Origin of the sequence: Dietzia timorensis, assembly GCF_020742175.1 — a bacterium.
GTDB lineage: Bacteria > Actinomycetota > Actinomycetes > Mycobacteriales > Mycobacteriaceae > Dietzia > Dietzia timorensis_A.
Genome location: NZ_DYXM01000116.1, coordinates 21,288 through 43,573, shown reverse-complemented (window position 1 = coordinate 43,573; position 22,286 = coordinate 21,288). Strand labels below are relative to the sequence as shown.

The following is a 22,286-nucleotide window of genomic DNA, read 5'->3' as shown; positions in this document are numbered from 1 at the left end:
CGGGCCGTTCGAGGTCGCCCGGTCCCGCGGGCAAACCCATCTTCGCGATGACGGCGGACGTCCGCTCCGCCACGTCCCACTCGTCGCCGAGCGCGGCGAAATCGGCCTCGTCCACCGATCCCGCCTCGATCCGCGCCAGCGCCGCAAGCCGAGAGCGCACGCCCAGCAAATCCGCCATGCGTGGCGCCATGAACTGGGCGCCGCCCACCCCGCGCGCCGAAATAAGCAGGTCTTGGGGGACATAGGCGAGCACGCCGTCAACAAGCACCGTCCCGGAACCGGGGGCGAGTTCGCCCGCCACGAGGCGCAGCAGGGTGGTCTTGCCGGCGCCGTTGCGCCCCACGAGAGAGGAAAGTCCGGGGCCGAGAGTCAGGCTCAGGCCATCGAAAACCGAAGTGCGGTCGGGGTGTTCGTAGGAGACGTCGATACAGGAAATAGAGGGCATGGCTCGCTCCAGGGTGAAGAGAAGGGTCGCCGCGAACGGGCGAAGGACTCATCACCTAGCCATGCACTGTGTATCGAACTCCTCGGGCAGACCGAACGCCGTTGCCCCTCGGCCCGCGCAGCTAAGCGCGCCCCGAAGTGCCCGGCGAATGACGTTCGGAACGATAGAACAATTCGTGCTACGCCGTCAAGGCTTCGCCACTAGCCTGGCGACATGACCAGCTCAATCACACGCCTCGCAGGCAAAGCGGCCGTCGTCACCGGCGCGGGACAGGGCGTCGGCCGGGGCATAGCCCTGGCTCTCGCCGAATCCGGAGCCGATATTCTGCTCGTCGGTCGCACCGCACGAAAGCTCGACAGTGTCGCGGACCAGGTCCGCGCCGAGGGCGGCGAGGCCGCCACGCTCGAAATCGACATCACCGCAGGCGACGCCGCGCAGCGGATCGTCGAGGCCGCCACCAACCTCCTCGGCGGCGTGGACATACTCGTCAACAACGCCAATCTGGCGATCCCGGCGCCGCTCGAGGCGTATTCCGACGAGGATTTTCTCTCCGCGTTCAACGCCGGCCCCCGCGCCACGCTCTCCCTCATGAAGGCGGCTCGTCCGCATATGGCTGCCCGCGGCGGCGGGACGATCATCAACCTCGCGTCCTCTGCTGCGGTGCGCTGGGACGCGGCGAACTACGGCGTCTACGCCGCGGTGAAGGAAGCGATCCGGGCACTCACCAGAGCGGCCGCACACGAGTGGGCGGAGGAGGCAATCCGGGCGCTCAACGTCGCCCCACACGCGCACTCCCCGGGGCTCGACTGGTGGGTGGACAACCACCCGGAGGAGGCGGAGGAGTTCATCGCCTCGATTCCCGCCGGGCGGATCGGCGACCCGCGAATCGACGTCGGGCGTCCGGTGGCGTGGCTGTGCTCGGCCGAGGCGGGTTACCTCACCGGAGCCACCATCCCGTTGGACGGCGGCCAATCCCGCTGGGGGTGACTGACAGCGACCTACATGTAGGCGCTCGGCGGCAGCCCCGCCGCGCCGCCAGTGGGCAGCAGCTTCTCCAACCGGTTGAGCAGCAGATGCGACTGCACCGCGGTCCACACGTTATTGAGCAGGAAGTAGATGCCGATCGCGAGCGGGAAGTTGAACATGAACGCGCCGACCAGCGGGAAGATCGGGAACACGTACATCATGATCTTCATCGACTGGCCCATCGAATCCTGCAGGACCTGCGCGAAGTCCGGCACCTCGGGTTCGTCCTTCTTCGCCGCCTCCTTCTTGGCGGACTCCTTCTTCGCCTCGTCGGCGGCATCGGAGTTCCCATCGATCGCGACGACCTCGCCGTCGACCACGGGCCCGCCAGCGCGCTCGGCCTCCTCGATGAGCTTCTCTTCTTCCTTCGCCTGCTCCCGCGCGCGCTCCTGGCGCTTCATCGAATTGCGCATATTGATCCACGTCGCGATGCCCGCGAGCAGGAACAGCGTCACGCACATGATCAGCACCGTCGACGTAGACGTGCCCTGCGCGAGCGATTCGAGCTGCTCGCGCGGCATCCGGATATACGCGGCCAGAGGCACACCGAAGAACTGCGCCGAGAGGAACTGCGAGACCTGCTCCGGACCGAACGCACCGTTCGACTGCGCGGCGGCCTCCTGGATCGACATTCCGCGCGGGGTAAACCCGATCAGCGTGTGGTAGAGCCCGAGGAACACCGGGATCTGCACGAGCATCGGCAGGCAGCCCGACAGCGGGTTGACCTGCGCATCGTTGTAAACGCGCTGCATCTCCTCGGCCTGCTTCGGCCGGTCGTCCTTGTACTCCTTCTGGATGCGCTTGATCTCCGGCGTCAGCGTCGCCATCTTGCGCATCGAGTACATCTGCACCCACATGGGTCGCAGCAGGATCAGGCGCACCGTGACGACGAGCAGCAGGATCGACCCGACCCACGCGATCCCCGAGTCGCCCGGCACGACCAGCGACAGCAGCCAGTGCCAGAACTTCATCAACAACGAGACCGGGTAGGCCAGAGCGTCTAACATGTACCGTCCTTAAATGCCTTCGCGTGCATCACACAAGTGTGTCAGGATTCGCCGGAAAGTGTGCAGCCGACCCACACCGGCTCCGGGTGCAGCGTCACGCCGAACGCGTCCTCGACGCCCGCGCGCACCTCGCGGGCCAGCGCGATCAGGTCCTTCGTCCGCGCGCTCCCCCGGTTCGTCAGCGCGAGCGTGTGCTTCGTCGACAGCCGCATCGGCGCCGCCTCGCCCGGGTACCCCTTGGCAAAACCGGCCCGCTCGATCAGCCACCCCGCCGATAGCTTCACGCCAGAACCAGAACCCCCGCCCATGACGTCGAACGCCGGCATTTTCTCCGCCGCCTCGTCGCCGAGCGCCTTCGCCACCTTCGCGCGCACCGCGCCGAACTCGGCCGCCGGCACCACGGGGTTCGTGAAGAACGAGCCGGCGCTCCACGTGTCGTGGTCCTCGGCGTCGAGCACCATCCCCTTGCCGCCGCGAAGCTCGAGGACGACCTCGCGCGCCTTCGCAGCGGGCACGCGCTCGCCCTGCTCCGCGCCCAGCCGCGCGGCAAGCTCCCGGTAAGCGATCGGCTCGCTGAGCCCATCGGGGCGCAACGTGAACTCGACCTCGAGCACCACGCCAGAATCGTTGCCCTTGAGCTTCGACGTCCGGTACGCGAGCCCCAGCTCGGAAGGTTCCAGCCACGCGTCCTCCCCGCTCACGCGGTCCAGCACGCGCACGCGCCGCAGCACCTGCGCGACCTCGACCCCGTACGCGCCGACGTTCTGCACCGGCGTCGCGCCCACCGACCCCGGGATCCCGGACAGGCACTCGAGTCCGCCCATCCCAGCCTCGACGGTCCGCGCCACGAGCTCGTCCCATGTCACGCCGGCCTCCGCGCGCACCACCCCGCCTGGCGAGATATCGATCGCCGCGCAGCGGACGGCCACGACGACGAACCCGAGCCCGCCGTCATCCCCCGGTTCCCCCACCGAACCATCGGCGACCACGAGGTTCGAGCCGCCGCCGAGCACGAGAACCGGCACTCCGGCCGCGTCGAGCGCGCGCACGCACTCCACAACTGCCTCGGTCGTCTCGGCGCGCAGGTACGCGCGCGGGGTTCCGCCGAGGCGCAACGTCGTATGCGCGCTGAGCGGCTCATTCGCGAGCAGCCGCACGTCCTCGCGCGCGGCGAGCTCTGCAAGAATCTGGGTGCCGGAACCGGTAGTCACCCCCACAACGGTAATGCCTGCGCCCGCCGGGAGCAGATCACACCCGACGCAACGCGCGAGGGCCGCCGTCGCGTTAAGGTTTTTCCATGGCTACCCCATTCGAGTTTTCCGCATCCACCCCCGCCACCATCGATGAACTGTGGCAGTGCTACCAGGACGCCGCGTTCTGGGAGATGCGCATGTCCGCCGCCGGTTCCGAGCACGACAAGCTCACGTCCTTCGAGGCCACGGACTCCGGCGTCGAGATCGAGTTCCAGCAGGTAGTCGACAGCACCCACATCCCGTCGTTCGTGTCCAAGATCCACACGGGCGACCTACCGATCTCGCGCAAGGCCACCTACAACGCGCCCGAGGGCGACACCATCAACGCCGTCTCCAGCGGCGAGGCCCTGGGCAGCATCCTGCGCGTCTCCGGCACACTGACCTCGACGCGCGAGGGGAACGTCACCATCGAGACGGTCAAGGGCACGGCCAGTGCGTCCGTTCCTCTCATCGGCAAGAAGATCGAGAAGATGGTCATCGAATTCCTCGCCGAGGCGCACCAGCGCGAATTCGACACCGTGCAGACCTACCTGAACAGCTAGAACGAGAAATCCTCAGGGTTTTACAGGGATTTATGGGATCCGGCTGCCCAACTTTCAGCTCTCATCCGGAACAATGGGTGCAATGAGCAACGCGTACCCACAACGGCGCCGCCGCGGAGCGGGCCTCCTCATCGGCAGCCTCGTCGTCATCGTTCTCCTGGTCGTCGCGGTCGTCGCGGCCGAGTTCTTCCTGCGTAACCGCATCGAGACGGATATCGCCGATTCCGCGACCTCCAGCATCGGCGCGCCGACCGATGCCAGCCTCAACGGTCTGGCGATTGTGACGGCGATCAAGCGCACCGCGGACGGCGTCACGCTCACCTCGGATGGGGGAACAACGGACACGGGCGACCCTGCGCCCGCGATCGATATCCAGCTCGACGACGTCAACACCGGCGACGACGGCAGCTCCACCGCGAAGTCGCTCAGCGGCACCGCGACCCTCAGCTCCGAGGCGATGCTCGCCGTCGCCACCGAATCCCAGGGCGACGATCTGCTCAGCCAGCTCGCGTCGGTGAAGGCGATCAATCCGAACCCCGAGGCCGGCGCGCTCGACGTCGAGATCGGCGATTTCGCCACCGCGCAGCTCATCCCCGAGGTCTCGGACGGCTCGCTCTCGCTCAAGCCGCAGAACGCCGAGGTCATGGGCATGGAGCTGCCGGAGAACCTCCTTGGCGGCACGATCTCCCTCGTGCAGGAAACCGTCGACCGCCTCCCCGAGGGCGTCACGGTGTCCGGGGCGAAGGTCACCGACGAAGGTCTCGTCATCGAGCTGCAGGGCGAAAACGTCAAGCTCGGATAGTTACCCCAGCTCGGCCAGCATCTGCGCCGAGCGGCTCGTACCGATGAGCGTCGCGCCCGCCTCGAGCATCTCCACGGCCTGCGCGGCCGTGGAGATGCCGCCCGAGGCCTTCACGAGCACCGAGCCCAACGGGTCCACCGCCCGCGCCATCACGCGCACGGCGTGCGCGCTCGCGCCGCCCGCCGGGTGGAATCCCGTCGACGTCTTCACCACGTTCGCCCCGCCTTTCGCGGCGAGCTCGCAGGCGTTCGCGATCGCCGCGTCGGCCTCCTCGACCCGCTCGGCCCCGAACTCCGCATAGATGGCCGCAGTCTCCAGGATCACCTTGAGCACCACAGGATGTGGTGCCGCGTCGCGTACCGGGCTCAGCTCGCCGAGGATCTCCTCGGGGCGGCCGGAGATGATCGCGCTGTAGTCGAGCACCATGTCCAGTTCGGTGGCGCCCATATCCACGGCGATGCGCGCCTCCATCGCCTTGATGAGCGAGTGGTGCTTACCCGACGGGAACCCGATCACGGTGCCGACGGGCATCGAGCCCGCGCGCACGGGAAGCATCGACGGCGAAATGCACACCGTCCGCACACCGAGTTCCGTCGCCTCCGCGACGTGCGCGGCCACGTCCTCGCGGGTGGCCTCCGGACGCAGCAATGTGTGATCGATCCTGTCGGCGAGTTCGGCTCGGGTGATCGGCATGTTCGACGTCATGGGCTCCAAATTTACTCGTGCAGGCGCGCGTCGAGCATTTCAGAGACCAGATGGACGCACATCCGGCGCAGAAGCTTCGTCCCGACGACGGCGATGACCTCCATGTCCTCGCGCGTGCGGGTGTACGGCGGAGAGTCGGCGCGCACCTCGATCACGCGGTCGACGAGCTCCCCCGATGCCGCGGCGACGTCGCGCGACAAGTCCTGCATGCGCTCGAGCAGCGAGCCGAGATCGTCCATGTCGAGGCCGAGCTCCGCGAGAACCGAGAGCATCCGCACCGACGCGACGTCGATATCCACAACGCCTTCCGACTCGTCGAGGCGAAGCAGCCCACTCTCCTGACAGAGCCTGAAGAACGCGGGAGAGAGATCGATGCTGAACGCCCGGCTGAGCTCGTCGATCGGGATGGTCTTGCGCGCGCCCGGCAGCCGCCGCATGTCCTCGGCCGAGCCGGCCGCGATCATTTCCGAGACCGAGAGCCCGAGACTTTCGGCGGTGAATATCTCCTCCATGGTGGCGAAGGTGTATCCGCGCTCGAGCAGAGAGGTGATGCGTCGCAGCCGGGACAGATGCTCCGGCCCGTACCACGCGGTACGGCCGCGCCGGACCGGCGGCCGGATGAGGCCTTTTTCCTGATACACCCGGATGTTGCGCACGCTCGACTGCGCGAGCTCCGCGAGCTCCTCTATCCGCAGCTCGCGCGGTGCGGGATCCCGGGGCATCGGCGTTACCAGCCGCTACCTTCCGGCGTTCGCCACCGACGGGCGCACGTCGGCGAAGAACACGCCGACGGCGACAATGCCGACGATGCCGAAAATCGAGAACGGTCCGATGACCACGAAGATGACCGCCGCCGCGGCACACACCGCGAACCAGCCCCATTTGTTCCACTTGCCCTCGGCCACGAACGCCCCGGCGCTCGCGCGTGCACACAGCACGGCGCCGACGAGAGCCCAGATCACGAAGGCGACCTGGGCGATCGTCATAAAAGTGTTCATTCCGCCAGAAAGCAGCTCATTCACACGACGTAGTCTAACGGACACAAAGAAGCGGCGCGTACCCCCTCATCGGAGTACGCGCCGCTCGATATGGTCTTGAGAGTGGCCCCTTCGCCTCGACTATTCGCCGAGACCGGAGAAAAGACTTAGTTGTTCGTCTTCGGGGCGGTCGACTTTTTTGCCGGAGCCTTCTTCGCGGTGGTGGTCGACTTGGTGGTGGTCGACTTGGAGGCAGTCGACTTCGTGGCGGTCGAGGCAGCCTTCTTTGCGGGCGCCTTCTTGGCCGGAGCCTTCTTCGCGGGCGCCTTCTTGGCCGGAACCTTCTTCGCGGCGGCCGACGTCTTCGCCTCGGCCTTGCCGGCGACGGACTGGATGTTGTCCGAAGCCTCGAACGCGGCATCGCTGACGTCGTCGGCGGCCTCGTGCGCGGCCTTCGACACCTTGTTGGCGCCGCGGACACCGAGCGAACGGGTCTGGCGCGAGACGGTGCCGAGGGTCTCCTCGCCGGCCTCGATGCCGTCGTTGATGCGCTCGTCGGCGCTGGAGACCGCCTCGCCGGCGCGGTTCAGTCCGGCGTCAAGCTGCGGGTTGTCGTTGCGCAGGCGGGTCACGACGTCCTCGCCGCGGGTGGCGAGACCGGAGTAGATGCCGGCGGCAACCTGAACGTAAGCCTCGGCAACCTTGCGGAGCTCCTCCGGGTTGTACTTGTCGAGCAGCGCCTGAACGTCGGCCGGAACGGCCTGCACGCGGTCCGGAACCTCGGCCGCACGGCCCTGGAAGTTGGCGGCCTTCTCCTGCAGCTCGGCAGCGGTCTCGCTGGCGCGGCGGCGCAGGTCGCTCACGATGCCGGTAGCGGCCTCGATCGCGAGGTCGTTGGCGCCGATGTAAGCGTAAACCGGGGTGCGTACGACGCCGAGCGCCTGACCCAGCGGGCCCTCGAATGCCTTATCGGCCTTCTTGCTCTTCTTCGTAGCCATGATTACTCCTTTGTGGTTCAGAACGTTTCGTGGGAAAAGTGGCAAAGTTTGTTGTGGTCCGAAAGCTAATCGCCGCTCGGCGGCGGCACCTTCGCGGTACTCGCGGTCGGCTTCTTCGTGCCGTCCGGCTTCGGTTCCTCGGGCGGTGCGCTCGCGCAGTTCGCGGATACGAACGCGTCGTACACCTCGAGCAGCGCGGACCGCTGTTTCTCGGTGAGCTCCATCGCCATGACGAGCGCGTCGCGAGTCGAACCTCCGGTGCGTTCCTCAAGGATTCCCGCACGCATGTACAGCACCTCGGCAGAGACCCGGAGACCGTTGGCGATCTGCGCGAGAACCTCGGCCGAAGGCTTACGCAAACCGCGCTCGATCTGACTCAAGTACGGATTCGACACCCCGGTGCGCTCGGCGAGCTGCCGGAGCGACACCTCCGCCGATTCGCGCTGGGCGCGGATAAACGAGCCGATGTCCTGGGCGGCGTGGCCGACCATCCGCTCGATCGCCGAGGCATCCTCGCCCCCCGCGACGGCGACTTCCTTCGACGCAGCTACGGGAGCCGAGGGCTTGCTGGTCTGCTTACCCGGCTGCTTGCTGGCGGGCTTGGCGGAGGTCTTGCGTGAAGTTACCACGGTCGACACCGCCTTTCCCCTGTTCGGTTCAGAGCGAATCTGTCGATTCCCAGCCCCGAACTCTTCGGACCTGCGATTCCCAAGTTAAAGGCCCTTGCTAGCAATTGCAAGCACTTTGCTAGCAAACGTGACCCATCCCACAAATAGAGCCCCAACCGATGACGGCGGAGGCTCTATTTTTGTAGACGTAACAGCGATTTAGGCGCTAGAAGAGCAGCTCGGTAAACACGTGGATCACGATGCCGGCGAGCGCACCCACGACCGTGCCGTTGATGCGGATGAACTGGAGGTCCTTGCCCGCGAGGAGCTCGATCTTGCGGCTCGCCTCGTGCGCATCCCAGCGCTCGACGGTCTCGGAGATGATCGAGGTGATCTCGCCCGCGTAGTTCGACGCGACGAACGAGGCGGTGCGCACGAGGTAGTCGTCCACGGACGCGCGCATCTTCGAGTCCGAGACCAGGTTGTTCGCGAGCCGCTCGGTGAGCTCGTCGAGTTTGCCGCGCAGCTCGGAGCTCGAGTCTTCCGTCGCGGTGATAAAGGCGTTCTTCGCCGAGATCCACGCCGAGGCGATGGCATCGCGCGTCGCGGGCCGCGACAGCAGGTCGCCCTTGAACCGCTCGAGCCGGGAGATGGTGTCCGGATCGTATTGCAGATCCCGCGAGAGTTGGGTGAGGAAGTTGGTGAGCGCGACCCGCACGCTGTGGTGCGGATCTTCCTTGATCGCCCGCGCCCAATGCAGCACCTCCGAGTAGGCGCGCTCGGCGACGATCTCGTTGACCAGCTGCGGCGCCCACGTCGGCGCCTTCTCGGTGACCCAGTACTCGATCGTCTCGGGGTTGCGCTCGACCCATTCGAGAGTGCGGTCGGCGAGCAGCTGGACGACAGGCTCCTGCCTGCCCTCGGCGACCATCTCGCCGAGCACCTTGCCCATCGGCGGTCCCCATTCGGGCTCGGAGATCCGGGCCACGAGGGTCCGCTCGATGAGACCGACCGCGTCCTCGTCGCGCAGCACCTCGAGCGCCGCGCGGATCGCTTTCGCCGCCTGGCCGGACGCTCGCCGGCGGTTATCCGGCTCCAGCAACCACTGCCCCGCGCGCTCGGGGATGTGCGCGCTCGCAACCTTCTCCCCCACGAGATCCGGGTCGAGGAAGTTGTCCCCCACGAACCCGCCGAGCGATTCGCCGAGCTGATCCTTGCGCCGCGGGATCAAGGCGGTGTGCGGGATCGGGATGCCGAGGGGGTGACGGAAGAGCGCCGTCACCGCGAACCAGTCCGCCAGACCGCCGACCATTCCGGCCTCCGACGCGGCGCGAAGGTACCCGGCCCACGCCCCCGCATCGCGAGACAACGCGATCTGAGAGAGCACATAACAAATCGCGGCGACAAGCAGAAAGCTTGTCGCCACGATTTTCATGCGCCGCAGCGCACGTGCGTTCGTGATATCCGCCGCGGTGGGCGCGACGAGGCCGGTTCCGGCCACCTAGTGAGAATCCACGTGGTGGTTGTCGCGCAAATGGTGGTCGTCTTCACGTGTGTGGCGCTTGAACCCGGTGACCACCATGAGCAGCCCGAGCGTCTCGACGAGGACGAAGAAGATGGCGGCCCCGATGACCAGGCTCATCGACACATCGCCGTTCTCGTTCATGTACGCGGCGGCGGTGATGGGGAACCCAAGTGCTCCCATTCCGGCAAGCATGACCGAGCTGCCGAGGAGGACCTCCCAGCTGTACAGCGGGAACGTCGTCGGCGCCTCGTCGAAGTACTCCGGGTAGTACGCCTTCTCGATCTGCGGACCGCGGTGCTCGAGCTCTGCGGCGTGTTCCATTCTCGGACCCCTTTACTTAACCTTGTTCAGCAATATCTTAGACGGACCGCGGCCGCGTGCACACAATCACCCCTGCGCGTCCTTGGCGGCCGCCCGACGAAGCCGGTGCGCCGCGGCGACCATATTGCGAAGCGCCGGTTCCAGCTGCCACATGTGGCGCGTCTTGAGTCCGCCGTCAGGAACGGCCCACACACGCTCGATGCCAAGCGTATCGACCGCCTTGCGCAGGCGGCGATGCAGCAGATCGATGTCGGGCACGAAGGCCGAGCGCGACTCGTACACGCCGGGCGCGACCTCGCGGGTGAGGGTGTGGTCGTCGAGCGCCTCGAGCACCCAGTCGATCGAGCGCGTCGCGACGATGCACGTGACGTCCGCGTCGAGATCCTCGATCGCCTCCGTCATCACCTGCAGCGACGAGTACGACATGTGCGTGTGGATCTGAGTCTCCGGCTTCGCGTCCTCGGTCGCGAAGCGGAACGTGTCCACCGCCCAATCGAGGTACTGCGCCCGGTCCGCGCCGCGGCGCGGCAGCAGCTCGCGGATCGACGGTTCGTCGACCTGAATGATCGCCATGCCCTCCGACTCGAGGTCGGCGATTTCCTCGCGCACCGCGTACGCCACCTGGTAGGCGACTTCCTCCGGCGCGAGGTCCTCGCGCCAGAACGAACGCGCGAGCATCGTCACCGGGCCCGTGAGCGTCGCGCGCACCGGCTTCTCGGTGAGCGTCTGCGCGTACGCATTCCACTCGAGAGTCATCGGCCGCGGGCGCTTGACGTCGCCGTGCAGGATCGGCGGGCGCACGCAGCGCGAGCCATAGGACTGGACCCAACCGTTCTGGGTGACGGCGAAGCCCTCCATCAGCTCAGCGAAGTACTGCACCATGTCGTTGCGCTCGACTTCGCCGTGCACGAGCACGTCGAGGCCGATGTCCTCCTGCAGGCGGATGACCTTCTCGATCTCCTCGCGCAGGTACTGCGAGTACTCCTCGTAGTTGACGCGCCCCTCGCCGAGGTCCTTGCGCGCACGCTGGATCTGCGGGGTCTGCGGGAAGGAACCGAGCGTCGAGGTCGGCAGCACCGGAAGCTGCAGTCGCTCGGCCTGCAGCACGCTGCGCTCGGCATACGGCATGCGATCCGAGCGCGAGGCGCGCGCGGCCTCGACCACCTTGCGCACGTCCTCACGGAACGCGCCCTCGCGCTCCGGCAGCGGGCGCCACCGCTTCGTCGGCCCGTCCTCGAGCGCGTTCGCCAGCGAGACGACCTCGGCCACCTTCTGCTTGGCGAACGCGAGCGTGTCGTCGAGCGCCGGGTCCAGATCGGTCTCCGTGAGCACGTCGAGCGGCACGTGCAGCAGCGTCGACGACGTCGAGACCACGAGATCCGGGAACTTCTCGCGCAGCTTCTTCAGGTAATCGAGCGTCGCGAACTTGTCGTTGCGCCAGATGTTCTGCCCGTCGATGACGCCGGCGTAGATGCGCTTGCGGCGCAGGCCGGGAATAGCGGCGAGCTCCTCGACATCGTTGCGCCCGTGCACGAGATCGAGCGCGATGGCCTCCACATTTGTCGCGGCGATCGCCTCGAGCGCGGCGCCGAAATCCCCATACGGTCCGGTGACGAGGATGCGCGGGCGCAGCGCCGAATCGGCGAGAGCCTGGTAGGCCTCGCGGAAGCGCTTGATCTCGAAGTCCGTGCGCTCCATCGTCATCGCCGGCTCGTCGAACTGCACGCACACCACGCCCCGCTTGGCGAGCGCCTCGAGCAGCTTGACGTACTCGGCGAGCAGCCGGTCGAGCAGAATGATCGGCTTGAAGTTGTTCGCGGCCGTCTCCGCCGACTTGCCCAGCAGCAGCAGCGACAGCGGACCGGTGATCACCGGACGCACCTCGATACCGAGCGCGTGGGCGCGGTCGATCTCGTCGAGCACCGATTGCGCGTCGAGCTCGAAGTGCGAGGTGTCCTCGAACTCCGGCTGGCGGTAGTGGTACGTCGTCCCCTGTAGCTTCGCGAGCTCCAGCGGCGGGTACTCGGGCTTGCCGCGAGCGATCGCGAAGTAGAAATCGAGCGGGTCGAGCTCCTCCTGCAGCGGCTTGAACCGGTGCGGGACGGCGCCGAAAAGCAGCGCGTCGTCGAGGATGTGGTCGTAGAACGAGAAGGTCTTGCCCGGAATCTGGGTCAGCCCCATCGCCTTGAGCTCGAGCCACGTGGACTCCTGGATCTGGCGTCCCGTCGCGAGCAGCTCGGCGGCCGGCGAATCGCCGTGCCAGTAGCTCTCGAGCGCGCGCTTGAGCTCGCGATGTGGCCCGATCCTCGGATAACCCAGGACGCTGGAAGCACGGGTGCGATCGAGGTGCGCGATGGAATCAGAGTGCCCCGGCATATTCTTTACCCTTTACTTTTCGACGAACGTACCGCTTGTGGTTTCGATTCGATCACCTATGACGGCGGAGGCGGGGAGATTTCACCGACTCCGCCGTCACACGTGAATGTTTGTACGGGTGGCGGCAGGCGCCTTATGCGCCGGACTTCGTGACGCGCCCGTCGGTGTCGTACCGGTAGAAGCCGTGGCCGGCCTTCTTGCCGATACGTCCGGCCTCGACCATGCGCAGCAGCATCGGCGGCGGCGAGTACATCGGCTCCTTGAACTCGCCGTACATCGAGTCGGCGATGGCCTTGACGGTGTCGAGCCCCACGAGGTCGGTGAGGGTGAGCGGACCCATCGGGTGGGCGCAGCCGAGCACCATCGCCTGGTCGATGTCCTCGACCGTGGCGAAGCCGGACTCGGCCATGCGGATGGCGCTGAGCAGGTACGGCACGAGCAGCGCGTTGACGACGAAGCCGGAACGGTCCGCGGAGCGCACGACCTGCTTGCCGAGGATCTCCGCGGCGAACTTCTCGGCGCGCTCGGTGACCTTCGACGACGTCTCGAGCGTGGTGATGAGCTCGACAAGCGGGAGCACCGGCACCGGGTTGAAGAAGTGGAGGCCGATAACGCGCTGCGGGTTCTGCGTGACCATGCCGAGCTTCATGATCGGGATGGAGGAGGTGTTCGAGGCGAGCACGGCGTTCGGGTCGGTGACGACCTCGTCGAGCTCGCGGAACAGCTCGGTCTTCACTGCCTCGTCCTCGACGACGGCCTCGGTGACGAGCTGACGGTCGGCGAAGTCCGCGATCTCCGTGGTGAAGCGGAGGCGCAGGGCGGCCTGCTCGCGCTCGCGCTCGGTGATCTTTCCGCTGGACACGCCGCGGTCGAGCGACTTGAGGATGCGCGCACGGCCTGCGGCGGTGGCCTCGCGGGTCTTTTCCCACACAAGGACGTCGACCTGGGCACGGGCGCACACCTCGGCGATGCCGGCGCCCATCTGGCCTGCGCCGATGACACCGACGCGCGTGATTTTGTTTGCCGTCTCTGCGGCACGATCTGCAGCATTGTCCGCGTTCTGCGCGGCGGTGTTCTCTGTCATGGGAAGGATTCAGCTCCTAGGACGAAAGGGTTTGTGCTGGCGGGTCTTGCTGGCGCGTGAGCCGGGACACATTCCGGCCCCGGTAGCACTCGGGGCCGCACCCGACACGAACGAAGTTGTGTCGTGAAACAGTGCGGCCCCGGTACCTATATGTAGCTAAGGGCTGTCTAGCCGGAGGGAGTTCCTAGTGGAACTGGCCCTCTTCGGTGGAGCCCTTGAGAGCGGTGGTGGAGCTCTCCGGGTCGACGGTGGTGGCGATGCGGTCGAAGTAGCCGGCGCCAACCTCGCGCTGGTGCTTGACGGCGGTGAAGCCACGCTCCTCGGCGGCCTTGAACTCGCGCTGCTGCAGGTCGACGAACGCGGTCATCTGGTTGCGGGCGTAGCCGTGGGCCAGATCGAACATGCCGTAGTTGAGCGAGTGGAAGCCCGCGAGGGTGATGAACTGGAACTTGAAGCCCATCGCGCCGAGCTCCTTCTGGAACTTGGCGATGGTCTCGTCGTCGAGGTTCGCCTTCCAGTTAAAGGACGGGGAGCAGTTGTAGGCGAGGAGCTGGTCCGGGAACTCGGCCTTGACGCCCTCGGCGAACTTCTTGGCGTACTCGAGATCCGGGGTGCCGGTCTCCATCCAGATCATGTCGGCGAACGGAGCGTAGGCCTTCGCACGGGCGATGCAGGGCTCGATGCCGTTCTTGACGTTGTAGAAGCCCTCAGCGGTGCGCTCACCGGTGATGAACTCCTGGTCGCGCTCGTCCACATCGGAGGTGATGAGGGTAGCGGCCTCGGCGTCCGTACGGGCAATGATGACCGACGGGACGTTGGCAACGTCGGAAGCGAGGCGAGCCGAGGTCAGCGTGCGGATGTGCTGCTGGGTCGGGATGAGCACCTTGCCGCCGAGGTGGCCACACTTCTTCTCCGAAGCGAGCTGGTCCTCCCAGTGGACGCCGGCGGCGCCCGCGGCGATCATGGCCTTCTGGAGCTCGTAGGCGTTGAGAGCGCCACCGAAGCCGGCCTCGGCGTCGGCAACGATCGGGGCGAGCCAGTTCTCCACGGAAGTGTCACCCTCGACGCGGGAAATCTCGTCGGCGCGGAGAAGCGCGTTGTTGATGCGGCGAACAACGTTCGGCACCGAGTTGGCCGGGTACAGCGACTGGTCCGGGTAGGTGTGGCCCGAGAGGTTGGCGTCGCCGGCAACCTGCCAGCCGGACAGGTAAACAGCCTCGAGGCCCGCGCGGATCTGCTGAACGGCCTGGTTACCGGTGAGGGCACCGAGGGAGTTCACGAAGTCCTTGTTGTTGACCTTGTCCCAGAGGATCTCCGCGCCACGGCGAGCGAGAGTGTGCTCCTCGACGACGGTGCCCTGGAGCTCGGCAACCTGCTCAGCGGTGTAGTTGCGCGTGATGCCCTTCCAGCGGGGGTTCTCGTCCCAGTCCTTCTGGATCTCCTGCGCGGTACGTGCCTGACCGACGTTAGACATTCGTAAGTCTCGCTTTCCGTTGTCCCAATTACTTGAGTAATACGATGCACCGTTGCGGTGCGTCTCCCGCAGCATCGGCAATCGTGTCGAGGCATTCCCTTGGACCTTGCCAGGCCCAGATGCTTCGCATTATTGCCAATGACTTTGCGGCGTACAGCAGAGCTTGCCACATTTATCCGGAGGCGTCTACCAGGCTTTTCTGTAAATGTCGCGAGGATTTTGGTCAACTTTGCAAAGTTTGCGAATTTTTGTCTTTCCCCTCAGGTGTGGTTACGGGTGGCTGTCGGGCGTTTCCGAATCGCGTTGTGCGGCACTATCGTCGGGTTCATGCCCAAGTCCTTTGCCGGCGCGAGCCTTCGGGAGCTTCGCCAAGATCAAGGCCTCACCCAAGCGGCTTTCGCCGCGCAATTGGGCATCTCCTCGAGTTATCTGAACCAGCTCGAGAACAACGTGCGGTCGCTGTCGTCGCGTGTACTTACGCTGATCGCCGAAAGGTACGGGGTCGACCTGGCGACGATGTCGTCGGATTCGGACACCCGCCTCATCGCGCAGCTCACCGACGCGCTCACCGAGACCGGCCAGAGCGACGGCGTCCCCACCTCCGAGATCGTCGAGATGGTTCGCGAGAACCCCAACATGGCGAAAGCCTTCCTCGCGCTATACCAACAACTTGGCAACACGCGGCAACTTCTTTCGATCGTCGCGGAGACTCGAAACGCACTCCCCAAACCCGGGTCGGTAGCCGAATCGGACCTACACGCCTCGCAGACCTCGCGCACCAACCAGCTGGCATCGACCGCTATGCCCCACGAAGAGGTGCGCGATTATTTCGCTCAGCGACAGAACTACATCGGCTCGCTCGACGTCGCCGCCGAGGACCTGAGCACGCGGATCCGGATGAATCGCGGTGACACCCGCACCGTGATCGGGCGCCGGATAGAAACAGAACATGACGTTCGCGTCGTCCGACGCGTCGACCTCCCGGACGGCGTGTGGCACGAGTTCGACCCGCGGACCAGACGGCTCGAACTTTCTGCTCAGCTCAATCGGGGTCAGCAGTCGTTCCGCATCGCCACCGAGCTCGCCTTCCTTGAACATCGCGAACTTCTCAACCAACTCGTCGACGAGGCATCGTTCTCCTCCCCTGCCGCCCGAAATCTGGCCTTACGTGGCCTCGCGAACTATTTCGCCGCAGCCGTGCTGATGCCCTATGGACGATTCCTAGAATCCGCCGAGGACTTTCGCTACGACATCGAACGCCTCGCAGCCTTCTACGGGACCGGGTACGAATCGGTGTGCCACCGCCTTTCCACCCTCCAGCGACCGGGCTCGCCTGGGGTTCCGTTTTCGTTCGTCCGCGTCGATCGCGCCGGAAACATGTCGAAACGACAGTCTGCATCGGGTTTCCACTTCGCCACCTCTGGCGGCACGTGCCCGCTGTGGAACGTGTACGAGTCGTTCTCCTCTCCCGGCGAGATCAATCGACAGGTGGCGGAAATGCCGGATGGCCGGCGTTACCTCTGGATTTCCCGCACGGTCTCAACGCGCAGCGTCCGTTTCGGGCAAGCGCGCAAGACCTTTGCCATCGGACTGGGCTGCGAAGCGCGGCATGCGCACCGCACGGTCTACGCGCAGGGGCTGGACCTAGAGGACGAGGACGCTGCCACACCTATCGGCATCGGCTGCCGACTGTGCGAACGCACCAACTGCCCACAACGCGCATTCCCTCCGGTCAGTGTTGACCTCAAGATCAACGCTCACCGCTCTTCACTGTCGCCCTACTTTCTCGGCGACTCCCGCTAACTCACCGACTCCGGGACGACGCACACCCGCGCACCCGACAGCCGGTCAATTCAACGAAGCCACCCTGGCCTCATCTTCGCTGCCCTCTCGACAGGAAGCGCAGCATCACGCCTCACCAAAACCCAGCTTTCATCCGCCTTCCTCGGCCTTTTTCGCCACCACCCTCAACACACTCGGCATCCGCGAACAACAATATCGAAAATCATTGCATTTGTCGAACTACTGATCTACGCTCAAAACGAGTCACCGAGATCCATTCACAAACGGAAACCGAGGCCCGATATGAACCAGCCGCTTGACGCCGACTACAAACCTCCTACCACCGGTTCATGTGCGATTTTAGAGCGCCCAAAGAGTCTACGCGATCTCGCGCACGGCCGGGGTACGCTACTTGATTCCACCATTAGCACCGCCACCACAATACGCAACGCATTCGAACATGACAGATTTATAGATATTCCGTTCGACACCAATGAACCTTTCGGCCCACCAGCAGCTCCGCCGTTGCCGGAATATCTGGAACGTGCCGTAATGTCGCCCGGGCATCCCCGCCGCCAACCGAGCCCTGTCACCGCCATGGGACACGAGCTTCAACTGCTTGCCAAGCAACTCGTCGCGGTCATTCTCAACGCCGATTCCCCTTCCGAATCAGCCGCGCTTCTCGTCAACTTGCGCAATACGTTGGACGGCGCCCAGATGGTGCTTTGCGTTGAAGCGGTCGACCGGGCGCGTGAGGCGCAATCGCACGCCGCCGAGAAGTCTCGCCCCAAGTTTGCGCGGGTCGATCCGGAACGGGTGGCGGCGGACATCGTGGCTATCGAGCATCGCCAGCATCACCGCGCCGCATCGGACATGGTCGCCGGCGCCGTCGAATTGCATTCCAAGTTTCCGCGCCTCTGGAATCGCGTCGTCGACGGCAAACTACCTGCGTATGCCGCCAGGAAAATCGCCTTTCAACTCCGCAACGTGGTCGATCCAGAAAAGCGCTCGACCATCGAGGCGGTATTCCTCAACCGAATGGACAGAGACAAGTCACCAGCGTTTTGGAACCCCCACCTGTCCAAGCAGTTGGACCGAGTGATCGCAGAAATCGACCCTGAGGGCGTTGTCGATCGCGAGAACGAAGAAACGAAAAATCGCAAGGTCTCCACTCGAGCGAGCAAGTCCGGAATGGCCACACTCAGCGCGAAGCTCCCTGCTCTGGAGTGCGCGACAATCGCCGAAAGGCTCGATTCCATCGCCAACGAATGGATCGATACCGACGGCGACGATCGCTGCGAGGACGAGCTCCGAGCGGACGCCCTCGTCCAGCTGGTCACTGGACTGAGCAAGATGCCGGAAGGCGAGGAAGCCCCCGCCCGTACCCCCTCTCACTCCGAGCCGCCAGTCATCCAGCCACGAATCACGCTGGTCGCCGATGTCGACCCCGCCCACGCACGCACCCGCGCCTGGGCCGGCAACGCATCGGTGGCAAAGCAGAAGCTGGACGAACTTCTCGCAGAGGCGTCCCGCGCTCACCTGCAAGTAGTACCCACCAGGCATGACGTCGGACTTAGCGACCTCAAAGGCCTCTCCGCTCTCCTAGAGCGCATCGATTCCGACTTCAAGGAACAGACCACCTACGTCCCGACCGACACCGTCCGCCGACTTGTCGTCGAACGGGACGGCACCTGCCGCCACCCCGGGTGCACCCACCCTGCCCAACGGTGCGACCTCGACCACGTCACCCCCTTCAACAAGAACAGGCCGCTCACCGGCGGGCTCACACGCGAGGACAACCTCATCTCCCTCTGCCGCCATCATCACAGGTTCAAGACGCACGGCAATTGCTCGTACCGCCTCGATGCGGACGGCACGGTGTACGCACGGATTGGCGACGACTGCATCGGGTCGAGCTCACCGCAGGGCCATCGTGGCTTGCTGCGCGGCGATATCGGCGCGGAATACGAGGGGCCGCGGGCCGAAATTCTCGAGGAAACCGCCCAGCTCGCCCAGGCGGCCTGGGAGCTTGCTGCCCACCTCGACGAACTGTTGGTCGGTAGCGTCTCTTCGGGACGGAACGGCGAGAAGGCGCCCGCCAGGAAGGCGACGAAATCCGACGTCATCGAGCTTCGCTCTGCGCTCAGAGAGAAGAAGGCACGACGCTTCCGGGAACGGGTCGCTCAATCAAGGTGGAACGACGGAATCCACGGTTCAACCGCAATAGACCTCAACACAATCGAGTTCTAGGCGAACCCGATGCGCGGACTTCCTCTCAACCCACCCGCCGGCGAATGGACGCCTTTATGGTGAAGCCATGACTGAATCCGAGAACCGATCAGACGATTCCCGCGCCCGCGTCGTTCCGGGGAAGGGGCTCGAGCTCAGCCCGCTGGCCCTCCTCGCTTCCAAGGTCGGCTCGAAGGTCACCGGCACCGACGATGTTCGCCTCTTCTCCACTCTCGGCCGAGTCCGCCGTCTCTTCCCGGCCTGGCTGCTGTATTCGGGCATGATGATGCCCTTCGGCGTGCTCTCCCGAAAGGAGACCGAACTAGTCATCCTGCGGGTCTCGCACCTTCGCGGCAGCGCTTACGAGCGAAACCACCACGAGCACCTCGGTGCACGTATCGGGCTGACGTCGGAGGAAATCACCCGCACGAAGGAGGGCCCGCGCGAAGCGGGGTGGCCCGAGAGAACCGCCGCGATGCTGCGGGTCGCCGACGAACTCGTAGGCACAAAGGACGTCTCGGACGCGACATGGTCCGAGATCTCACGTCACCTCAATGAGCGGGAGCTCATTGGGCTGGTCATGCTCGTCACCCAATACGACGGGCTCGCGACGACACTGCACACCCTGCGTGTGCAGCTCGACAACAAGAGTTAATCGGTCTTCTTCTCCGGTTTCGCGAGCGGCGCGACGAGCCTCTCGCCCGGGACGGCCGTGTACCCGGTTCCCTGGACGAAGATGTCGAGTGGACGCTCGCCGACCTCGAGCTCGAACGCGATCTCGTCGGCGGTCACCTCGACGCGCACCCGCTGCCCTCGGATGGTGAGGCGGTAGGTGAGCCTCTCCCACTCCTCGGGGAGGCGCGGGTCGAACGTGACGTCCCCGCCCGGGTCGCGCATGCCGCCGAAGCCGCACACGAGCGCCGACCACACACCGCCCGTCGAGGCTATGTGCACCCCGTCCGCGGCATTGCCGTGCACGTCGGCGAGGTCGACGACGAGCGCCTTGGAGAAGTGCTCGAAGGCTTCCTTCGCGTAACCGATCTCGGCGGCGATGATCGATTGCACGACCGCGGACAGCGTCGAGTCGCCCGTGGTGAGCGGATCGTAGTACTCGAAGTCCGCGCGTTTTTCGTCGTGGGTGAAGTCCTCTCCCCGGAGGAAAAGCGCGAGCACGACGTCAGCCTGCTTGAGCACTTGGTGCCGGTAGATGACAAGCGGATGGTAGTGCAGCAGCAGCGGCCTGTGGGGGCTGTCGATGTCCTTGTCCCACACCTCTTTGTCGAGGAAGTACTCGTCCTGCGGATGCACCTCGAGCTTGTCGTCGTAGGCGATGAACATCTGCTCGGCCGCGCGCTGCCAATCGTCGATCTCGTGCTCGCGGAGGCGGAGCCGGTTGACCATCGTCTCGTATTCGTCGGGCACGCGGCGCGCCATCTCGAGCACAACCGTCACCGCAGCGTGGAGGTTGGCGCGCGCCATGACGTTGGTGAACAGGTTGTTATCGACGACGGTGGTGTACTCGTCGGGCCCGGTCACGCCGTGGATGTGGAACTCCGAGCGCGAGTTGAAGAAGCCGAGCGACACCCACATGCGCGCGGTCTCGACGAGGATGTCGACGCCCTCGCGCGCCATGAAACGGAGGTCGCCGGTGGCGAGCGTGTACTTCACGAGGGCGTGCGCGATGTCGGCGTTGATGTGATACTGCGCCGTACCGGCCTCGTAGTAGGCGGACGACTCGCGGCCGTTGATGGTGCGCCACGGGTACAGGGCGCCCTCGACGGACAGTTCCTTTGCGCGGTCGCGCGCCTCCGGAAGGAGCGAATACCGGAAGCGCAGCGCGTTGCGCGCCGCCTGCGGGGAGGTATAGGTGAGGAACGGGAGCACGTAGGTTTCGGTGTCCCAGAAATAGTGGCCGTTGTATCCGGACCCGGTCACGCCCTTCGCCGCGATGCCGTTCTGCTCTGCGCGGGCGGAAACCTGCGCGAGCTGGAAGAGGTTCCAGCGGATCGCCTGCTGGGTCTCGGGGGCACCCTCGACTTCGACGTCAGACCTGGCCCAAAAATCCTCGAACCAGTCGCGCTGGTACTGCTCGAGCACCTCGACGCCGGCCTCGCGGGCGCGGCGAAGCGTGCGGGAGCAGCGGTAGCCGAGTTCGCGCACCGGGGTGCCTACGGAGGTGTGATACGACGCCATTTTGACGAGGCGGATGACGCGGCCGGGCTTGGCGTGTACGTGGTAGACGGACTTGGCGGAGTCGTCGTCGATGAAGGTGCGCAGGTCGTAGTCGTTATCGGTGATGAGCTGGTGGTCGGTGGCCACGGCGATGGTCATACCGGAATTGGCGCACCGGTAGCCGAGGATCTGGTGCTCACCCTCGCTGCGGCGCAGGCGCGGCTCGAGCACGCGGTGGCTGAACGACTCGGCCTTGCGCGGGTCGAACTCGCCGCCGGCCTGCGAAGCGAGGTGATACTCGTCCTCCCCGTCCTGCCGGTTGAGCAGCTGCGAGGAGATCACGACCGGCGCGGAATCGTCGGGGAGCACGACCTCGTACGTGTAGACCACGAGGTGCTTCTCCTCCATCGACACCATGCGCGTCGAGTTGATCTGCACCATTTTTCCTGACGGCGTACGCCAGTTGACGCTGCGCCGCAGGATGCCCTCGCGGAAATCGATCGAGCGGTCGTAGTCCTCGAGATCGGCGACCTGGAGGCGAAGGGGCTCGTCGTCGACGTAGATACGGATGGTCTTCGAGTCGGGCGCGTTGACGATGGTCTGGCCGTCGCGGGCCAGGCCGAACGCATCCTCGGCGTGCTCGATCTGCCAGGTCTCGTGGAAGCCATTGACGAAGGTTCCATGCTGCGCGCTGTCGCGCCCCTCGTCCGGATTACCGCGGAGCCCGAGGAAGCCGTTCCCCACGGCGAAGACGGTCTCGGAGACGCCGAGCGGCCCGGCCTTCGGGCTCGTCTCGCTCCACCGCCACGGGTCAACCGGATGCATCGAGCGGTCGATCTCCGGGACCTCGAGGTGGCTGCGGAGATTGACGCCGTGCGTCGTGCGGTTGAGTCCGGCGGACGGAAGATAAGAATTCATCACGGACCGACTTTCGAAGAAGGGGGTGGAGCCGGGCTAGAA

20 protein-coding genes are annotated in these 22,286 nt (G+C 65.5%); 6 read left to right on the top strand and 14 right to left on the bottom strand.

Translation table 11 applies throughout. The annotated features are described in order from the left end of the window. A partial coding sequence (locus K8V11_RS06465; protein WP_303911840.1) for an ATP-binding cassette domain-containing protein occupies window positions 1–445 on the bottom strand: 445 nt, incomplete at its 3' end. A 225-nt stretch (window positions 446–670) separates the two neighbouring features. Here K8V11_RS06465 and K8V11_RS06460 point away from each other — a divergent pair. Further along, window positions 671–1,432: an SDR family NAD(P)-dependent oxidoreductase gene (locus tag K8V11_RS06460; protein WP_303911851.1), complete on the top strand. Its 762-nt coding sequence runs from the start codon at window positions 671–673 to the stop codon at window positions 1,430–1,432. An 11-nt stretch (window positions 1,433–1,443) separates the two neighbouring features. On the opposite strand, the gene yidC is transcribed toward K8V11_RS06460, so the two are convergent. Beyond that, complete coding sequence (gene yidC / locus K8V11_RS06455; protein ID WP_303911837.1) at window positions 1,444–2,478, bottom strand: membrane protein insertase YidC; 1,035 nt, start codon at window positions 2,476–2,478, stop codon at window positions 1,444–1,446. Between the two features lie 41 nt (window positions 2,479–2,519). Next, window positions 2,520–3,635: a UDP-N-acetylmuramate dehydrogenase gene (locus K8V11_RS06450; protein WP_303911849.1), complete on the bottom strand. Its 1,116-nt coding sequence runs from the start codon at window positions 3,633–3,635 to the stop codon at window positions 2,520–2,522. 140 nt (window positions 3,636–3,775) lie between these two features. Between K8V11_RS06450 and K8V11_RS06445 the strand changes: the two genes are divergently transcribed. After that, window positions 3,776–4,273, top strand: a complete 498-nt coding sequence (locus tag K8V11_RS06445; protein ID WP_303911836.1) for a DUF2505 domain-containing protein — start codon at window positions 3,776–3,778, stop codon at window positions 4,271–4,273. A gap of 82 nt (window positions 4,274–4,355) precedes the next feature. Then, the gene (locus tag K8V11_RS06440) at window positions 4,356–5,075 is read left to right on the top strand and encodes an LmeA family phospholipid-binding protein (protein ID WP_303911835.1); all 720 of its coding nucleotides are present in this window, start codon (window positions 4,356–4,358) and stop codon (window positions 5,073–5,075) included. On the opposite strand, the gene deoC is transcribed toward K8V11_RS06440, so the two are convergent. The 10 genes from deoC to aceA all read right to left on the bottom strand — a co-directional run bounded on the left by deoC (window position 5,076) and on the right by aceA (window position 15,143). Next, window positions 5,076–5,780: a deoxyribose-phosphate aldolase gene (gene deoC, locus K8V11_RS06435; RefSeq protein ID WP_303911833.1), complete on the bottom strand. Its 705-nt coding sequence runs from the start codon at window positions 5,778–5,780 to the stop codon at window positions 5,076–5,078. Window positions 5,781–5,791: 11 nt separating this feature from the next. Further along, a complete protein-coding gene (locus tag K8V11_RS06430; protein ID WP_303911831.1) occupies window positions 5,792–6,502 on the bottom strand; it encodes a MerR family transcriptional regulator in 711 nt (236 codons plus the stop codon). A 15-nt stretch (window positions 6,503–6,517) separates the two neighbouring features. After that, window positions 6,518–6,802, bottom strand: a complete 285-nt coding sequence (locus K8V11_RS06425) for a DUF2516 family protein (protein ID WP_303911829.1) — start codon at window positions 6,800–6,802, stop codon at window positions 6,518–6,520. 122 nt (window positions 6,803–6,924) lie between these two features. Beyond that, complete coding sequence (locus tag K8V11_RS06420; RefSeq protein ID WP_303911827.1) at window positions 6,925–7,755, bottom strand: hypothetical protein; 831 nt, start codon at window positions 7,753–7,755, stop codon at window positions 6,925–6,927. 65 nt (window positions 7,756–7,820) lie between these two features. Beyond that, window positions 7,821–8,246 (bottom strand): helix-turn-helix domain-containing protein, encoded by a 426-nt coding sequence (locus K8V11_RS06415; protein ID WP_303911848.1) that lies wholly within the window; start codon window positions 8,244–8,246, stop codon window positions 7,821–7,823. Between the two features lie 343 nt (window positions 8,247–8,589). After that, on the bottom strand, window positions 8,590–9,864 hold the full coding sequence (locus K8V11_RS06410) for a DUF445 domain-containing protein (RefSeq protein ID WP_303911825.1): 1,275 nt from the start codon (window positions 9,862–9,864) through the stop codon (window positions 8,590–8,592). Continuing rightward, complete coding sequence (locus K8V11_RS06405) at window positions 9,865–10,209, bottom strand: hypothetical protein (protein ID WP_303911823.1); 345 nt, start codon at window positions 10,207–10,209, stop codon at window positions 9,865–9,867. 66 nt (window positions 10,210–10,275) lie between these two features. Then, window positions 10,276–12,585 (bottom strand): 5-methyltetrahydropteroyltriglutamate--homocysteine S-methyltransferase, encoded by a 2,310-nt coding sequence (gene metE / locus K8V11_RS06400; RefSeq protein ID WP_303911821.1) that lies wholly within the window; start codon window positions 12,583–12,585, stop codon window positions 10,276–10,278. Window positions 12,586–12,718: 133 nt separating this feature from the next. Continuing rightward, the gene (locus tag K8V11_RS06395; RefSeq protein WP_303911819.1) at window positions 12,719–13,669 is read right to left on the bottom strand and encodes a 3-hydroxybutyryl-CoA dehydrogenase; all 951 of its coding nucleotides are present in this window, start codon (window positions 13,667–13,669) and stop codon (window positions 12,719–12,721) included. A gap of 184 nt (window positions 13,670–13,853) precedes the next feature. Beyond that, window positions 13,854–15,143, bottom strand: coding sequence for an isocitrate lyase (gene aceA, locus K8V11_RS06390; protein WP_303911817.1), 1,290 nt, complete (start codon window positions 15,141–15,143; stop codon window positions 13,854–13,856). Between the two features lie 327 nt (window positions 15,144–15,470). Between aceA and K8V11_RS06385 the strand changes: the two genes are divergently transcribed. The 3 genes from K8V11_RS06385 (at window position 15,471) to K8V11_RS06375 (ending at window position 19,809) form a co-directional block, all read left to right on the top strand. Next, entirely contained in the window at window positions 15,471–16,946 is a 1,476-nt protein-coding gene (locus tag K8V11_RS06385) for a short-chain fatty acyl-CoA regulator family protein (protein ID WP_303911815.1), read from the top strand. Window positions 16,947–17,228: 282 nt separating this feature from the next. Continuing rightward, window positions 17,229–19,175 (top strand): HNH endonuclease signature motif containing protein, encoded by a 1,947-nt coding sequence (locus tag K8V11_RS06380; RefSeq protein ID WP_303911813.1) that lies wholly within the window; start codon window positions 17,229–17,231, stop codon window positions 19,173–19,175. A gap of 67 nt (window positions 19,176–19,242) precedes the next feature. Then, a complete protein-coding gene (locus K8V11_RS06375) occupies window positions 19,243–19,809 on the top strand; it encodes a carboxymuconolactone decarboxylase family protein (RefSeq protein WP_303911794.1) in 567 nt (188 codons plus the stop codon). Here the strand turns inward: K8V11_RS06375 and K8V11_RS06370 are convergent. Beyond that, window positions 19,806–22,244 carry a glycoside hydrolase family 65 protein gene (locus tag K8V11_RS06370; protein WP_303911792.1) on the bottom strand — a complete coding sequence of 813 codons (2,439 nt, stop codon included), beginning with the start codon at window positions 22,242–22,244 and terminating at the stop codon, window positions 19,806–19,808. The genes K8V11_RS06375 and K8V11_RS06370 overlap by 4 nt on opposite strands. Window positions 22,245–22,286: the final 42 nt, after the last annotated feature.

Bases quoted from the DNA above. Each gene is read 5' to 3' on its own strand.
- K8V11_RS06380 (WP_303911813.1), top strand. From the start codon at position 17,229: ATGAACCAGCCGCTTGACGCCGACTACAAACCTCCTACCACCGGTTCA.
- yidC (WP_303911837.1), bottom strand. From the start codon at position 2,478: ATGTTAGACGCTCTGGCCTACCCGGTCTCGTTGTTGATGAAGTTCTGG.
- K8V11_RS06440 (WP_303911835.1), top strand. From the start codon at position 4,356: ATGAGCAACGCGTACCCACAACGGCGCCGCCGCGGAGCGGGCCTCCTC.
- aceA (WP_303911817.1), bottom strand. From the start codon at position 15,143: ATGTCTAACGTCGGTCAGGCACGTACCGCGCAGGAGATCCAGAAGGAC.
- K8V11_RS06395 (WP_303911819.1), bottom strand. From the start codon at position 13,669: ATGACAGAGAACACCGCCGCGCAGAACGCGGACAATGCTGCAGATCGT.
- K8V11_RS06385 (WP_303911815.1), top strand. From the start codon at position 15,471: ATGCCCAAGTCCTTTGCCGGCGCGAGCCTTCGGGAGCTTCGCCAAGAT.
- K8V11_RS06370 (WP_303911792.1), bottom strand. From the start codon at position 22,244: ATGAATTCTTATCTTCCGTCCGCCGGACTCAACCGCACGACGCACGGC.
- K8V11_RS06415 (WP_303911848.1), bottom strand. From the start codon at position 8,246: ATGGTCGGCCACGCCGCCCAGGACATCGGCTCGTTTATCCGCGCCCAG.
- K8V11_RS06445 (WP_303911836.1), top strand. From the start codon at position 3,776: ATGGCTACCCCATTCGAGTTTTCCGCATCCACCCCCGCCACCATCGAT.
- K8V11_RS06375 (WP_303911794.1), top strand. From the start codon at position 19,243: ATGACTGAATCCGAGAACCGATCAGACGATTCCCGCGCCCGCGTCGTT.
- K8V11_RS06420 (WP_303911827.1), bottom strand. From the start codon at position 7,755: ATGGCTACGAAGAAGAGCAAGAAGGCCGATAAGGCATTCGAGGGCCCG.
- metE (WP_303911821.1), bottom strand. From the start codon at position 12,585: ATGCCGGGGCACTCTGATTCCATCGCGCACCTCGATCGCACCCGTGCT.
- deoC (WP_303911833.1), bottom strand. From the start codon at position 5,780: ATGACGTCGAACATGCCGATCACCCGAGCCGAACTCGCCGACAGGATC.
- K8V11_RS06430 (WP_303911831.1), bottom strand. From the start codon at position 6,502: ATGCCCCGGGATCCCGCACCGCGCGAGCTGCGGATAGAGGAGCTCGCG.
- K8V11_RS06405 (WP_303911823.1), bottom strand. From the start codon at position 10,209: ATGGAACACGCCGCAGAGCTCGAGCACCGCGGTCCGCAGATCGAGAAG.